The sequence below is a fragment of the Streptomyces sp. NPDC008317 genome (assembly GCF_042955955.1).
Taxonomy (GTDB): domain Bacteria; phylum Actinomycetota; class Actinomycetes; order Streptomycetales; family Streptomycetaceae; genus Actinacidiphila.
Genome location: NZ_JBIBFQ010000003.1, coordinates 359,753 through 376,789, shown reverse-complemented (window position 1 = coordinate 376,789; position 17,037 = coordinate 359,753). Strand labels below are relative to the sequence as shown.

At 73.4% G+C, this 17,037-nt stretch carries 1 protein-coding gene; it reads left to right on the top strand.

The annotated features are described in order from the left end of the window. The first annotated feature begins 26 nt into the window (after positions 1 to 26). Positions 27 to 17,033, top strand: a complete 17,007-nt coding sequence (locus ACFY9V_RS11420; RefSeq protein WP_391161379.1) for an SDR family NAD(P)-dependent oxidoreductase — start codon at positions 27 to 29, stop codon at positions 17,031 to 17,033. The last annotated feature ends 4 nt before the right edge of the window (positions 17,034 to 17,037 follow it).

Sequence of the window (17,037 nt, the reverse complement as noted above, 5' to 3'; positions counted from 1 at the left end):
CGCCTCGGATGACGAATGACGACAAGCTGGTCGACTACCTGAAGCGCGTCGCGGCCGACCTGCACCAGACCCGGCAGGAGTTGCAGGAGGTCAAGGACCGGGAGAGCGAGCCGATCGCGATCGTCGGCATGGCCTGCCGGTTCCCCGGTCACGTCGGCACACCCGAGGACTTCTGGCGGCTGCTCGACACCGGCGGCGACGCCATCGCCGACTTCCCGTCCGACCGAGGCTGGGACACCGAGGCCCTTTACGACGCGGACCCCGACGCGCCCGGCAAGACGTACCTCCTCAAGGGCGGATTCCTCGACGGGGCAGGGGACTTCGACGCCGAGCTGTTCGGCGTCTCGCCGCGTGAGGCCCTGGGCATGGACCCGCAGCAGCGGCTCGTCCTGGAGTCGTCGTGGGAGGTGCTGGAGCGCGCCGGTATCGACCCCAGCTCGCTCAAGGGCACCAAGACCGGCGTGTTCGTCGGCGCCGCGGGGACCGGCTACCTCACCAACATGCAGCAGGTGCCCGAAGGCGTCGAGGGCTACACCGGCACCGGCTCCTTCATCAGCGTCATCTCCGGCCGCGTCTCGTACTCCCTGGGCCTCGAAGGCCCCGCGCTGACCGTCGACACCGCGTGCTCGTCGTCGCTCGTCGCCCTGCACCTGGCCGTGCAGTCCCTGCGCAACGGCGAGTCCACGCTCGCGCTGGTCGGCGGTGTGGCCGTGATGCCGACACCATGGGTCTTCGTCGACTTCAGCCGACAGCGCGGCCTCGCGCCCGACGGCCGCTGCAAGGCGTTCGCCGCCGGGGCCGACGGCACCGCCTGGTCCGAGGGCGTCGGCATGCTCCTTGTCGAACGGCTCTCCGACGCACGGCGCAACGGCCACAACGTCCTTGCGGTGGTGCGCGGTTCAGCCCTCAACCAGGACGGCGCGAGCAACGGCCTCACCGCGCCGAACGGCCCCTCCCAGCAGCGCGTCATCCGCGCGGCCCTCGCCAACGCCGGTCTGACCGGCGACGAGGTGGACGCGGTCGAGGCGCACGGTACGGGCACGACGCTCGGCGACCCGATCGAGGCGCAGGCACTGCTCGCCACGTACGGCAAGGGCCGCACGGGAGGCCGCCCGCTGTGGCTCGGGTCGGTCAAGTCGAACCTGGGCCACACCGCGCACACCGCAGGCATGGCCGGCGTCATCAAGATGGTGCTGGCCCTCCAGGAGGGGAAGCTGCCGCGCACCCTGCACATCGACGCGCCCACCTCGAACGTCGACTGGTCCGCGGGCGCGGTCCGTCTGCTGGAACAGCCGGTCGACTGGAAGCGCGGGGACCGCCCGCGCCGGGCCGCCGTGTCCTCGTTCGGCATCAGCGGGACGAACGCCCACGTGATCCTGGAAGACGCACCCCAGGCCGACGAACCCGCGTCCGTGGACGAAAAGCTTTCGGCTCAGGGCCCGTTGGGCGAGCTGGCAGCGGTGCCGTGGGTGGTGTCCGGGCGGTCCGCCGCCGCGCTGCGCGGCCAGGCCGCGAGGCTCGCCGCCTTTGCGGCCGACTCGAACGAGCTGCCTGCCCCGGCGCACATCGGGCGCGCACTTGCCGCCTCCCGCGCGGCACTTGAGCACCGCGCGGTGACCCTCGCCGATAACGTCAAGGCAATGGTGCCGGGGCTGGCGGCCCTGTCGGAGGGCGTTGCGGCCTCGGGTGTGGTGTCCGGTGTGGTGCGTCCGGGCGCGGGTCGGGTGGCGTTCGTCTTTCCGGGTCAGGGGTCGCAGTGGGCGGGGATGGCGTTGGGGTTGTTGGACTCCTCGCCGGTGTTCGCGGCGCGGTTGGCGGAGTGTGACGCGGCGCTGCGTCCTCACGTCGGTTCGTCGGTGGTGGAGGCGATCCGTAGCGGGGCTCTGGACGATGTGGTCGTGGTTCAGGGTGCGTTGTGGGCGGTGATGGTGTCGCTGGCCGCGGTGTGGCGTGCTGCCGGTGTCGAGCCGGGCGCGGTCATCGGTCACAGCCAGGGCGAGATTGCCGCCGCGTGCGTCGCGGGCGCGTTGTCGGTGGAGGATGCGGCGCGGGTCGTGGCGCTGCGGGCGAAGGCGATTCGCGGGACCTTGTCCGGAAATGGTGGGATGGTGTCGGTCGCGTTGCCCGCGCAGGACGTACGGGAGCGGATCGCGCGGTGGGACGGTCGTATTTCCGTTGCGTCGGTGAACGGGCCCTCGTCCACGGTTGTTTCGGGGGAACCTCAGGCGCTCGGTGAGCTGTTGACGGTGTGTGAGGCCGAAGGCGTACGGGCGCGTCGTATCGATGTGGACTACGCGTCGCACTCGGCGCAGGTGGACGCGATCCGTGATGAGGTCGTCCAGGCCCTGTCCGGTATCGAGCCGCAGTCCTCGCAGGTGCCGTTCTACTCGACGGTGACCGGCGGCCGTATCGACACGAGCACGCTGGACGCCGAGTACTGGGTGACCAACCTCCGTCAGGAAGTCCGCTTCGACGAGACCGTCCGGGCTCTGCTCTCCGACGGCTTCGGCTACTTCATCGAGTCCAGCCCGCACCCGGTCCTGGCTGTCGGCTTGGCGGAGACGTTCGAGGACGCGGGCTCCGACGCCGTAGCCCTGGGCACCCTCCGCCGCGAAGAGGGCGGCCAGGAACGCTTCCTGACCTCTCTCGCCGAAGGCTGGGTACGCGGCCTGCCCGTCGACTGGCGGTCCGTCTTCGCCGGAACCCCCGCCCACCGCGTGGACCTGCCCACGTACGCCTTCCAGCATCAGCGCTACTGGCTGGAGTCCGGCTCGCTCGGCAGCGCGGACGCCTCGTCGCTGGGGCTCGGGGCGGCCGACCATCCGTTGCTCGGCGCGGCCGTACAACTCGCCGACGAGAACGCCCTGTTGCTGACCGGCCGGATCTCACTGCGTACGCACGCGTGGCTGGCCGACCACGCCGTGAACGACACCGTACTGCTGCCCGGCGCGGCCTTCGTGGAACTCGCCTTGCGTGCCGGTGAGGAGATCCGCGCCGAGCAGATCGACGAGCTGATCCTTGAGGCGCCGCTGGTGCTCCCCGAGGGCGGTGCCGTCCAGCTCCAGGTGGCGGTGGGCGGCCCGGACGCCGACGGACGCCGCGAGATCACGATTCACTCGCGCGGCGAGGACGGCATCGCGGACGACGAACCGTGGACACGGCACGCCGTCGGCGTCCTCAGTACGGAACGGTCCGCTGAAAGCGCCGGGTTGACCGACTGGCCGCCCGCCGGTGCCCGGCCGGTCCCGGTCGAGGACTTCTACGCCCGGGTGGCGGCGGCGGGTTACGGCTACGGTCCGGCGTTCCGGGGCCTGCGCGCCGCGTGGCGGCAGGGCGACGACGTGTACGCCGAGGTCACGCTGCCCGACGCGGCGGCCAAGGACGCCGAACGCTTCGCCCTCCACCCCGCCCTGCTCGACGCGGTCCTGCACGCCGTGTCCCTGCTCGACGGCGGTACGCCGGAGTCGGCGCCGCTGCGGCTGCCCTACGCGTGGGAAGGCGTGGCGCTGTCCGCCGTCGGCGCGAGTCGGCTGCGGCTGCGGGTCCGCCCGCTGGACGGCGGTGGCGTCGCGCTGACGCTCGCCGACGCGGCAGGAGCCCCGGTCGCGGAGGTGCAGTCCGTCGTCCTGCGTGAGACCACCCCCGAGCAGCTCCGGCAGGCCGACGGCACCGCCGGCCGGGACGGCCTCTTCGCTCTGGACTGGACACCGCTGCCCGTTTCCGCCGGGGCCGCCGTCCCCGCGCCGGGACCGGTCCTCGCTCTGGGCAGCGGCCGGGACGTCACGGATGTCGCCGCGCTGCTGGCGGGCCTGGACGCGGGCACCCTGGAACCCCCCGCCCATGTGATCACCCGGCTGGGTCCCGGGAACACCCGGTCGGAGGTCGACAGTGAGCTGCCGTCGCGGGTGCGCACCGCCGTCACCGACGCGCTCGCCCTCGTCCAGGCGTGGCTCTCCGACGAGCGGCTGAACGCCTCGCGGCTGGTCGTCGTCACCACCCGTGCGGTCTCCACCGGGCCGGACGACGAGGTGGCGGACCTCGTGCACGCACCCGTGTGGGGGCTGCTGCGGACCGCCCAGTCCGAGGCGCCGGACCGCTTCCTCCTGGTCGACACCGACGGCAGCACTGGCACCGACGACACCGCTGGCACTGACGGCACCCGTGGCACCAATGCCGCCTCCGGCACCCTGGCCGCCGCTGTCGCCTCCGCCGTCGACCTCGGCGAACCGCAGATCGCGATACGCGACGGCGTGCTCCTCGCGCCCCGTTTCGCCCGCGTCACCCCGGCCGGGCCCGCGCCGGTGCCGCTGCGCGACGACGGGACCGTGCTCATCACCGGCGGAACCGGCACCCTCGGACGGCTCCTCGCCGAGCATCTGGTCTCGGCGCACGGGGTGCGGCATCTGCTGCTGGCCGGGCGCCGGGGCCGGGCGGCCACGGGCGCACCGGAGTTGGAGCGGCGCTTGCTGGACGCGGGCGCGTCGAGCGTCGAGATCGCGGCGTGTGACGTGGCCGACCGGGCGTCGTTGGCCGCGCTGTTGGAGGCGATTCCCTCCGACCGGCCGCTGACGGGTGTGGTGCACGCGGCCGGTGTGCTCGACGACGGAGTGGTATCGGCACTGACGCCCGATCAGGTGGCCCGAGTCCTCGCGCCGAAGGTGGACGCGGCGGCGCATCTGCACGAGCTGACACGGCACTTGGACCTGTCGCTGTTCGCGCTGTTCTCCTCGATCGCCGGTGTGCTCGGCAACCCGGGCCAGGCCGGTTACGCGGCGGCCAACGTCTTCCTGGAGGCCCTCGCCACGCGCCGCCGCGCCGAGGGACTGCCGGTCACCGACCTGATCTGGGGCTACTGGTCAGAGGCCAGCGAGCTGACGGCCCACCTCGGCGACGCCGACGTGGCCCGCTACCTGCGGATGGGCGTCACGCGGATGTCGCCCGAGCAGGGCCTGGCACTCTTCGACGCCGCCACGTCCGCCGACGGCGGCTCCGGGGTCCACGTCGTCAGCCGCCTCGACCTGCGCGCCCTGCGCAGCGCGGCCCGCGCGGGCGAACCCGTCCTCCCGCTCTACCGGGGCCTGGTCCGCGGCCGACCGCGCCGCGCCACCGACGTCGGCGGCGACTCCGGCAGCCTCCTGCGCGCCCTCACCGGCCTGACCGAGGAGGACCAACTCCGCTATCTGCTCGACCTGGTCCGAGGCCGCGCCGCGACAGTCCTCGGATACGCCGACCCGTCCGCCGTCGAACCCGCCCGCAGTTTCAAGGAGTTCGGCTTCGACTCGCTGACCGGCCTGCAACTGCGCAACGCGCTCGCGGGAGCGACGGGCCTGCGGCTTCCGGCGACGCTTGTCTTCGACTATCCGACGCCACGGGCGTTGGCCGGTTTCCTCCGCACGCTGGTGCTCGGTGACGAGCGCACCGGTCAGGTCGCCGCCCGTAGGGGTACGGCGGGTCCCCTGTCGGCGCGTGAGGCGGCCGATCCGGTGGTGATTGTGGGGATGGCGTGTCGGTATCCGGGTGGTGTGGGTTCGCCTGAGGAGTTGTGGTCGCTGGTTGCTTCGGGTGGGGACGCGGTGTCGGGGTTCCCGGGGGACCGGGGGTGGGATGTTGAGGGGCTGTTTGATCCGAATCCTGGTGTGGCGGGGCGGAGTTATGCGCGTGAGGGCGGGTTCCTCTATGGCGCGGGTGAGTTTGACGCGGGGTTCTTCGGGGTGTCTCCGCGTGAGGCGTTGTCGATGGATCCGCAGCAGCGGTTGCTGCTGGAGGCGTCGTGGGAGGTGCTGGAGCGGGCGGGTATTGATCCCGGTTCGCTGAAGGGCAGTTCGACGGGTGTCTTCACCGGAGTCATGCACCACGACTACGCCGTGGGCGCCGATGCCACGGCCAACGACACCGAGGGCTACGCCCTGATGGGCTCGTCCCCGGCCGCCGTGTCCGGCCGCGTGTCGTACACCTTCGGTTTCGAGGGTCCGGCGATGACGGTGGACACGGCGTGCTCGTCGTCGCTGGTCGCGATGCACCTGGCGGCGCAGGCCCTGCGGTCGGGGGAGTGCTCCCTCGCCCTGGCCGGCGGCGTCACGGTGATGTCCACGCCCACCCTCTTTGTGGAGTTCAGCCGTCAGCGGGGCATGGCGCCCGACGGCCGGAGCAAGGCGTTCTCGGCGGCGGCGGACGGTGCCGGGTGGGGCGAGGGCGTCGGCGTCCTGCTCCTGGAGCGGCTGTCGGACGCGCGGCGCAACGGTCACCGGGTGCTGGCGGTGATGCGTGGCTCCGCGGTGAACCAGGACGGTGCGTCGAACGGGCTGACCGCGCCCAACGGGCCCTCCCAGGAGCGGGTGATCCGGGCCGCCCTGGACAGCGCGGGGCTGACGGCCGCAGATGTCGATGTGGTCGAGGCGCACGGTACGGGGACCACGCTCGGGGACCCGATCGAGGCGCAGGCGCTGCTGGCCACCTATGGCCAAGAGCGTGGCGGCGAGGGCCCGTTGTGGCTGGGCTCGGTGAAGTCGAACATCGGCCACACGCAGGCCGCCGCCGGGGTCGCGGGCGTCATCAAGATGGTCGAGGCGATGCGCCACGAGGTGCTGCCCAAAAGCCTTTACGCGGACGAGCCGACGCCGCACGTCGACTGGACGAGCGGCGCGGTCGAATTGCTCGCCGAGGCGATGCCGTGGACCGCCGACACCCACCCGCGCCGCGCGGGGATCTCGGCCTTCGGGGCGAGCGGGACGAACGCGCACGTGATCCTGGAGGAGCCAGGGGGCGACGCTGGGGCCGACACCTCTTCGGAGCCAGAGCGCGAGCCCGAAGTCGGCCCGGAGGCAGGCCCGTTGGGGGCGCTGACGGTGGTGCCGTGGGTGGTGTCCGCGCGGTCGGCGGACGCACTGCGCGGCCAGGCCGGACGCCTGGCGTCCTTCACAGGGACGGACGACGCACCTGCCCTCCCCTCAGTCGGCCGCGAACTGGCCCTCTCCCGAGCGGCGTTGCCCCACCGGAGCGTGGTCCTGGCCGCCGACGCCGAACACGCCCAGGACGTCCTCGGCGCGCTCGCCGAAGGAGCCCCGGCCGCCCGACTCGTCACCGGCGCGACGCGCTCGGGCGACGGCCGGGTGGTGTTCGTGTTCCCTGGTCAGGGGTCGCAGTGGGCGGGGATGGCGATGGAGTTGCTTGCTTCGTCTCCGGCATTCGCGGAGCGGTTGGCGGAGTGTGACGCGGCCCTGTTGCCTTACGTCGGCTCGTCGGTGGTGGAGGCGATCCGCGACGGCGCTCTGGATGACGTGGTGGTCGTTCAGGGCGCGTTGTGGGCGGTGATGGTGTCCCTGGCCGAGGTGTGGCGGTCGGTGGGCGTGCGGCCCGGTGCGGTGATCGGTCACAGTCAGGGTGAGATCGCAGCGGCGTGCGTCGCGGGCGCGTTGTCGGTGGAGGATGCGGCGCGGGTCGTGGCGCTGCGGGCGAAGGCGATTCGCGGGACCTTGTCGGGGCGTGGCGGGATGGTGTCGGTCGCGCTGCCCGCGCAGGACGTACGGGAGCGGATCGCGCGCTGGGACGGTCGTATTTCCGTCGCGTCGGTGAACGGGCCCTCGTCCACGGTCGTTTCGGGTGAACCTCAAGCCTTGGTTGAGCTGCTGACGGTGTGTGAGGCCGAGGGCGTACGGGCCCGTCGTATCGATGTGGACTACGCGTCGCACTCGGTGCAGGTGGACGCGATCCGGGACGAGGTCATTGAGGCCCTGTCCGGCATCGAGCCGCAGTCGTCGCAGGTGCCGTTCTACTCGACGGTGACCGGCGGCCGTATCGACACGAGCACGCTGGACGCCGACTACTGGGTGACCAACCTCCGCCAGGAAGTCCGTTTCGACGAGACCGTCCGGGCCCTACTGGCGGACGGCTTCGGGTACTTCGTGGAGTCCAGCCCGCACCCCGTCCTGGCAGTCGGGCTCGCCGAGACCTTCGAGGACGCGGGCTCCGACGCCGTCGCGCTCGGCACTCTCCGCCGTGACGAAGGCGGCCAGGAAAGGTTCCTGACCTCCCTCGCCGAAGGCTGGGTACGGGGCCTCCCCGTCGACTGGCGGTCCGTCTTCGCCGGTACGCCGGATTCGACGGATGCCGGGCAACTCGCCCTGCCGACGTACGCCTTCCAGCACGAGCACTACTGGCTGACTGCCGACGCCGCGCGCGCCGGGGACCCGAGCGGGCTCGGGCAGGCCGCTGCGGACCACCCCCTGCTCGGCGCGGTGGTGCGGCTGGCCGGTTCGGATCAGGTGGTGCTCACGGGCCGGTTGTCGCTGGCGTCGCACGCGTGGCTGGGCGATCACCGGGTGGAGGGGACCGTCCTGGTCCCCGGTGCCGCGCTGGCGGAGTGGGCGCTGCGGGCCGCTGACGAGGTCGGGGCCGGGTGCGTAGAGGAGCTGACGCTTCAGGCACCGCTCGTCGTTCCGGAGAGCGGCGGCGTGCAGGTGCAGGTCTCCGTCGGCGCGCCCGACGCGGACGGACGGCGCGAACTCGGCATCCACTCACGGCCCGAAGGGACGGGGGAGTCGGCGCCCTGGGCTCTGCACGCGGTCGGCACTCTCGCGGTCGCGTCCGACACCGCAGAGGCGACCGGGGACTTGACCGCGTGGCCGCCGCCCGGCGCCGTGCCGGTACCGGTCGAGGACTTCTACGCCGAGGTGGGCGCGTCCGGTTACGGCTACGGTCCGGCGTTCCAGGGGCTGCGCGCCGCGTGGCGGCTCGGCGACGACGTCTACGCCGAGGCCGCGCTGCCGGACGAACTCCACCAGGACGCGGCCACGTTCGGCATCCACCCGGCCCTGCTCGACGCGGCCCTGCACGGGATCGTCCTGTTGCGCGGCGGCTCGCCCGCCGAACTCACCGCCCTGCGGCTGCCGTTCGCCTGGACCGACGTGGTGCTCGGCGCGGTCGGCGCGACCTCCGTACGCGTACGGCTGCGGCCTGCGGGCGAGGACGCCGCCTCGGTGCTCCTGGCCGATGCCGAGGGGGCTCCCGTCGTATCGGTGGCATCGCTCGCGCTGCGCACGGCGACCGCCGACCAGATCCGCGTCGCCGCCGCGAGTGCGGCAGGCACGGCCGACGGCCTGTACCGCGTGGACTGGGTGCCGGCCGCGCTGTCCGCCGACGGCGGCGCGCCCGACGGATGCGTGTTCCTGGAACGGCTTTCCGACATCGACGCGGCGCAGCCGGTTCCGCCGCTGGTCGGCCTGGTGCTGCCGCCGGCTTCAGTCTCCGGCGATGTGCCGGGTGCGGTGGCGGACGCGGTGACCGGCGTGCTGGGTCTGGTCCAGGAGTGGCTGGTAGAGGAGCGGTTCGCTGATTCGCGGTTGGTCCTTCTCACCCGTGGGGCCGTGTCCACTCACAGCGGTGAGCCTGTCGCTGATCTGGTCCACGCCCCGGTGTGGGGCCTGGTGCGCAGCGCGCTCGCCGAGAATCCCGGGCGTTTCCTGCTGATCGACTCAGACGCCGACGTCGATGTCGATGTCCACCTCGCGTCGGGGGGACAGGCCGCGGTGCGTGACGCGCTCGCCTACGCGGTCGGTGTCGCGGTGGCGGCGGGTGAGCCGCAGGCTGCGGTGCGCGGTGGTGAGGTGCTGGTGCCGAGGCTGGTGCGGGCGCCTGCCGGTGGCGGGGGGTTGGTGCCGCCCGCCGAGGGCGCGTGGCGGCTGGTCGCCTCCGGCGACGGCACGCTCGACGGACTGTCCGTCGAGCCGGACCCGGCCGCCGAGGCGCCGCTCGTCGCCGGTCAGGTGAGAGTCGACGTCCGTGCCGCGGGAGTCAACTTCCGCGATGTGCTGATCAATCTGGGGATGTACCCCGACCCGGACGCGTACCTCGGAACCGAGGGTGCGGGTGTCGTGGTCGAGGTCGGTCCTGGCGTCGCGGGTGTCGTGGTGGGCGACCGGGTGATGGGTCTGCTGCCGGAGTCGTTCGGGCCGTTGGCGGTGGTGGACGAGCGGCTGGTCGTCCGGGTGCCGGAGGGCTGGAGCTTCGAGCAGGCCGCCGCCGTCCCCGTCGTCTTCATGACCGCATGGTTCGGCCTGGCCGATCTCGGTGAACTCCAGTCCGGACAGAGGGTGTTGATTCACGCCGCTGCCGGTGGTGTGGGGATGGCGGCCACGCAGTTGGCCCGGCACTGGGGTGCCGAGGTCTTCGGGACGGCCAGCGAGGGCAAGTGGGACACGCTCCGGCTGGCGGGTCTCGCCGAGGACCACATCGCCTCGTCCCGCACCCTCGACTTCGAGGACGCGTTCCGGCAGGCCACCGACGGCCACGGCATGGACGTCGTTCTCAACTCGCTGGCGCGGGAGTTCGTGGACGCGTCGCTGCGGTTGCTGCCGCGTGGCGGCCGGTTCCTGGAGATGGGCAAGACCGACATCCGCGACCCGCAGGCCGTCGCCGCCGAGCACCCCGGCGTCACGTACCACCCGTACGCCCTCACCGACATCTCTCCGGACCGACTCGGCGAAATCCTGCGGGAGTTGGCGGGGTTGTTCGCGGAGGGTGTGCTGGAGCCGTTGCCGGTGCGGGTGTGGGATGTGCGTCGCGCCGGCGAGGCGTTGCGGTTCATGTCGCAGGCGCGGCACGTCGGCAAGGTCGTGCTGAGGCTTCCCCGCCGGGTGGATGCCGCGAGTGCGGTGGTGATCACGGGTGGTACGGGTCTGCTGGGCGGGCTGGTGGCCCGGCATCTGGTGGCCTCGTACGGGGTGCGCGATGTCGTACTGGCGGGTCGGCGTGGTGCGAACGCGCCTGGTGCGGAAGCGCTGGTGGCGGAGTTGGAGGCGGCCGGTGCGCGGGTCGAGGTCGTGGCGTGTGATGTCGCGGTCCGGGACGAGGTGGCCGGGCTGCTCGCGCGCTTCGGCGGGGACCGGCCGTTGGGCGGTGTGGTGCACTGCGCGGGCGCGCTGGACGACGGTCTGGTGCCGGACCTGGACGCGGAACGTATCCGGAGTGTGCTGGGCGCGAAGGTGGATGCCGCGTGGCATCTGCATGAGCTGACCCGGGACCTGGACCTGTCGTTGTTCGTGCTGTTCTCGTCGCTCGCGGGCGTGGTGGGCACGGCGGGGCAGGCGAACTACGCGGCGGCGAACACGTTCCTGGACGCTCTGGCCGGTGTGCGCCGTACGAGCGGCGCTGCGGCTGTGTCGATGGCATGGGGACACTGGGCCACCGACTCCGAGCTGACGGGCTCCCTCGGCGAAGTGGACCGGGCGCGTCTGGCCCGTAGCGGCGTGGTGCCGATGAGCGTCGAGCAGGGGATCGGGCTGTTCGACGCCGCCGTCGGCTGGGACACGCCGCTTGCCGTCACCGCGCGTCTGACGCCCGGCGACGCCCAGAGCACCGGGGAAGCCTTCCACGCCCTCACCCGCGACCTGACCACCGCGTCCGTCCGCAAGTCCCGTGCTGTGGCGACCAGTTCGGCCCGTGCCGACTCCTCGGCCCTGGTCCGGCGGCTCTCCGCGCTGTCGCCCGCCGAACGGACCGAGGCCCTGCGCGACGTCGTACGCACGCACGTCGCGGCGGTGCTCGGCCACGGGTCGCCGGCCGCCGTCGACCCCGAGCGGGCGTTCAAGGAGCTGGGCTTCGACTCGCTGACCGGTGTCGAGCTGCGCAACCGCCTCGGTGCCGCGATCGGGCATCGGCTCGCGGCCACGGTGGTCTTCGACCACCCGACCCCCGACGCCCTCGCCGCGCATCTGGCGGACGAACTGGGCCTCGGCGCCGCGACCGCCGACGACCGTGCCCCGGCCGGAGCCCTTCCGGCGGCGGCCGGGCTCGATGACGATCCTGTCGCCGTCGTCGCCATGACCTGCCGCTTCCCGGGCGGCGCCGATTCGCCCGAGCAGTTGTGGGACCTGGTGGCGTCGGGCACCGACGCGATCTCCGGGTTCCCCACCGACCGGGGTTGGGACCTCGCGGACCTGTACGACCCGGATCCGGCCAGGTCGGGCAAGAGCTACGCCCAGCAGGGCGGTTTCGTGCGCGGCGCGACGGACTTCGACGCCGAGCTGTTCGGCATCTCGCCGCGCGAGGCGCTGGCCATGGACCCGCAGCAGCGGCTGGTACTCGAGGCGGCCTGGGAGGCCGTGGAACGCGCCGGGATCGACGTGGCCACGCTGCGCGGCAGCCGTACCGGTGTGTTCATCGGCGCGGTCGGCACCGGCTACGGCCAGGACCCCGACCTTCAGCAGCGCGTCGAGGGGTACTCGGTCACCGGGAACGTGCTGAGCGTCATCTCCGGCCGCGTCTCGTACGTCCTCGGCCTCGAAGGACCGGCGATGACGGTGGACACGGCCTGCTCGTCGTCGCTGGTCGCCCTGCACCTGGCGGCTCAGGCGCTGCGGGCGGGGGAGTGCTCGCTGGCCCTGGTCGGCGGGGTGACGGTGATGCCGAGCCCGTTCGGCTTCGTGGAGTTCAGCCGCCAGCGCGTGCTGTCGCCCGATGGCCGGTGCAGGGCGTTCGCCGCGGACGCCGACGGCACCGGCTTCTCGGAGGGCGTCGGCATGCTGGTGGTCGAGCGGTTGTCGGAGGCCCGCCGCAACGGCCACCGCGTCCTCGCCATCATGCGCGGCTCCGCCGTCAACCAGGACGGCGCGAGCAACGGCCTCACCGCGCCGAACGGCCCCTCCCAGCAGCGCGTCATCCGCGCGGCCCTCGCCAACGCCGGTCTGACCGGCGACGAGGTCGACGCGGTCGAGGCGCACGGCACCGGCACCAACCTCGGGGACCCGATCGAGGCGCAGGCGCTGCTCGCCACCTACGGCAGGGACCACGCGCGGGACCAGCCGCTGTGGCTGGGCTCCATCAAGTCCAACATCGGCCACACGCAGGCCGCGGCCGGTGTCGCGGGTCTGATCAAGATGGTCATGGCGATGGGCCACGGCACGCTGCCCAGCACTCTGCACGCCGCGGAGCCCTCGCCCGAGGTGGACTGGTCCTCCGGCAGGCTCCGGCTGCTCAACGCGACGACGCCGTGGCCCGACCGGGGCCGCCCGCGCCGCGCCGCGGTCTCCTCGTTCGGCATCAGCGGGACGAACGCGCACGTGATCCTGGAAGAGCCGCCCGCGGCGCCGGTCGAGGCGGTCGAACTGGCCGATCCTGGCTCCGAGTTCGGCGAGAGGGCCGAACCCGGTACGTCCGACGCGCCCGCCGTACCCGCCGCCCCGGCCCCGGCCGCCGTCGTGGGCGACCCGTCCGGCACCGTCGTCCCCTGGGTGCTCTCCGCCAAGTCCGCGGCGGCGCTGCGCGCGCAGGCCGGACGCCTCGCGGCCTTCGTGGCCGACCGGCCCGACACCACGGACGCCGAGATTGGACACGCGCTGGCGACCACCAGGACTGTCCTGGAACAGCGGGCCGTGGTCCTGGCGGGTGACCGCGCGCAGGCCGCCGCCGCGCTCGGCGGGCTCGCCGACGGTACGCCGACCGCAGGGGCGGTCACCGGCGCCGCCGACGTACGCGGCAGGGTGGCCTTCGTCTTCCCCGGACAGGGCTCGCAGTGGAAGGGCATGGGCGCCGAACTCCTCGACACCTCAGCGGTGTTCGCCGAGCGGTTCGCCCAGTGCGACGCGGCGCTCCGCGTCCACCTGGACTGGTCGGTCACCGACGTCGTGCGCGGAATGCCCGGCGCGCCCTCGCCGGACCTGATCGAGGTTCTGCAACCCGTGCTGTTCGCCGTCAACGTCTCCCTGGTCGAACTGTGGCGGTCGGTCGGTGTCGAACCCGCCGCCGTCGTCGGCAGCAGCCAAGGCGAGATAGCCGCCGCGCTGGTGGCGGGCGCGCTCACCATGGAAGACGCCGCCGAGATCATCGCGCTGCGCAGCGCCCTGTTCGCCGCCGAACTCGTCGGCAACGGCGCGGTCGCCTCGGTGGCGCTGCCCGTCGCCGAGGTCGAGGCGCGAACAGCCGCGTGGGGCGGACGACTTGACATCGCCGGACGCAACGGCCCGACCGCCGTCACCGTGGCCGGCGACACCGAGGCGCTGACGGAATTCGTCGCGGCCTGCGAGGCCGACGGCGTCCGAGCCCGCGTCGTCGGGTCGACCGTGGCCTCCCACTGCGCCCAGGTCGAGCCGCTGCGCGAGCGGATCATGGAACTGTTCGCGCACATCACACCGCGCCGCGCCACCGTCCCGTTCTACTCGACCGTCACCGGCGGCCTCGTCGACACGACGACCCTCGACAACGCGTACTGGTACCTCAACGCCCGCCGCCCGGTGGACTTCCAGGCCGCGGTGCTGGCCATGGAGAGCGACGGCTTCCGGTTCTTCGTCGAGGCCAGCGCGCACCCGGTGCTCACCACCGCCATGGCCGCGACCTTCGAGGACGCCGAACGCGACGGCGTCGCGGTCGGCACGCTGCGCCGTGACGAAGGCGGCATGGCGCGCTTCACCACCTCCGTGGCCGAGGGCTTCGTCCGCGGCCTGCCCGGCGTCGACTGGCGGCCCCTGGCCCCCGGTTCGGGCGGTACGCCGCTGGCCCTGCCGACGTACGCCTTCCAGCGCCGCCGCTTCTGGCTGGACGACCTGCGGGACCGTACCGCGCCCACCACCAGCGGCACGGGCGACCTCGCCGACGCCGGATTCTGGGCCGCCGTCGAACGCGGCGACCTGGAGCACCTGGCCGGGGAACTCGAACTCGACTCCGGAGAGGACGAGTTGGCGACGGTCCTGCCCGCGCTGTCGTCCTGGCGCCGCCGCAGCCTGGACCGTACGGCCCTGGACCGGTGGCGTTACGGCATCGCCTGGCGCGCCCTGGACACCGCGAACGCCCCCGCGCCGCGCGGGCGGTGGACGATCCTCAGCTTCCCGGACGAGCCGTGGGCCGCCGCGGCGGGCGACGCGCTCGCCGCCGCGGGCACCACGGTCACCCACATCGAGATCCCCGCCGACCGGACCGACCGGGCGGCCCTCGCCGAACTCCTCCGGACGGTCGAGGCCGACGGGGTGCTGTCCCTGCTCGCCCTCGGGGACTCCGAGACCGGCGGTCAGGGGGCCGACGGGTCCGAGACGGGTGTGCCGAAGGCGGGCGGTTCCGAGACGGTTGGCGCCACCAATGGCGGTGCCGAGGAGGCTGCCGCGCACGAGGTGCCCGGAGCGTCCGCCGTCGACGGCACCGGCCCTGCGGTCTCCGACGCCAGCGCGCCCGGCCACGCCCCCGTCGGCTCCGGCACGCCCGGCCACGCCCCTGCCTGGCGCGAAGCCCCGGCACCGGCTGCCGCCGGTCTCTCCCCGGCCGCCCGCGTCACCCTCGCCCTCGCCCAGGCCGCCGCCGACGCCGAACTGACCGGGCGGCTGTGGGCGGCCACCGCGGAGGGCGTCAGGACGGCACCGGGCGACGCGGGGCCCCGCTCCGGCCAGGCCGAGGTCTGGGGCCTGGGCCGGGCCATCGCGCTGGAGCAGCCCCGCCAGTGGGGCGGCCTGGTCGACCTGCCGCCCGTGCCCGACCCGGCCGCCGCCGTCCGGCTCGCCGCCGTCCTCGGCGGACTGCCCGGCCCTGACGGGACCGCCGACCCGGCAGCCGCCGACGCCCTGGCCGTGGACCCCGCGTCCGGCGGCTCCGCGTCCGCCGTCGAGGACCAGGTCGCCGTACGGGCCTCCGGAATCCACGGGCGGCGGCTCATCCGTACGCCTCTCGGGGCCGCGCACTCCGCACGAGCCGCCGCGTGGCGACCCGACGGCACCGTTCTGATCACCGGGGGAACGGGCGGGATCGGCGCGCGCGTCGCCCGCAGACTCGCCGCCGAAGGCACCCCGCACCTGCTGCTCGCGGGCCGCCGCGGCCCCGACGCACCCGGCGCGGCCGAACTGCGCGCGGAGTTGGAGGCGGCGGGCGCCGCCGTCACGTTCGCCGCGTGCGACATCGCCGACCGGTCCGAGGTGGCCGCGCTCCTCGCGGGCGTCCCCGCCGACCGGCCGCTGAGCGCGGTCTTCCACGCGGCCGGCGCCCCGCAGACCTACCTGGCCGCCACCGACACCACCGACGAGGACATCACCCGCATCGCCTCGGCCAAGATCGCCGGAGCCCGCCACCTGGACGACCTCCTCGGCGGCACACCGCTCGACGCCTTCGTGCTCTTCTCCTCCAACGCCGGGGTCTGGGGCAGCGGAGGGCAGGCCGTCTACGCCGCCGCCAACGCCCACCTCGACGCGCTCGCCGAGCGGCGCCGCGCTCTCGGCCATACCGCGACCTCACTGGCCTGGGGCGCCTGGGACGGCGGCGGCATGATGGAGGCCGAGGGCGCCGCCGCCTACATGGAGAGCCGCGGCGTACTGGCCATGGACCCCGAACGAGCCGCCACCGCACTCCTCCAGGCCGTCGCGCACGACGAGACGTTCGTCGCCGTCGCCGATGTCGACTGGGAGAGGTTCGTCCTCGGCTTCACCGCGCTGCGCCCCAGCCCGCTGCTCACCGAACTCCCCGAGGTACAAGCGGCGTTGCGCACCGAGACCGATCAGGCCGACTCCGCCGCCCCGACCACCGCGGGCGCCGCATTCGCTGCCCAGTTGGCGACGCTCTCCGAGCCCGACCAGCTCAAGAACGTCCTCGACCTGGTACGTGACCAAGCAGCCAGCGTCCTTCAGCACGCCGACAACTCCTCGGTACGGGCGGGCCGCACGTTCAAGGATCTCGGCTTCGACTCGCTGACCGCCGTCGAACTGCGCAACCGCCTGTCCACCGCGACCGGCCTCAAGCTGCCCGCGAGCCTGGTGTTCGACCACCCCACGCCCACCGCGCTCGCCCAGCACCTGCGGACCCGCTTCACCACCGGCGCCGCGTCCGCGGCGACCGGTCCCGTGAGCACCGGCGGGACCGGCACCGGATCCGTCCTGGACGAGCTGGACGCCCTCGCGGGCGCGGTCGCCGCCCTGCCCGCGGACGGTGAGGAGACCGCCGAAGTCGTCGGCCGCCTGGAGGAACTGCTGTGGCAGGTACGGCAACGACGCGACGGCCGGGGCGAGATCGAGTCGGCCACCGCGGAGGAGATGTTCGACCTGCTGGACCGCGAACTCGGCAACCCTTGATCCG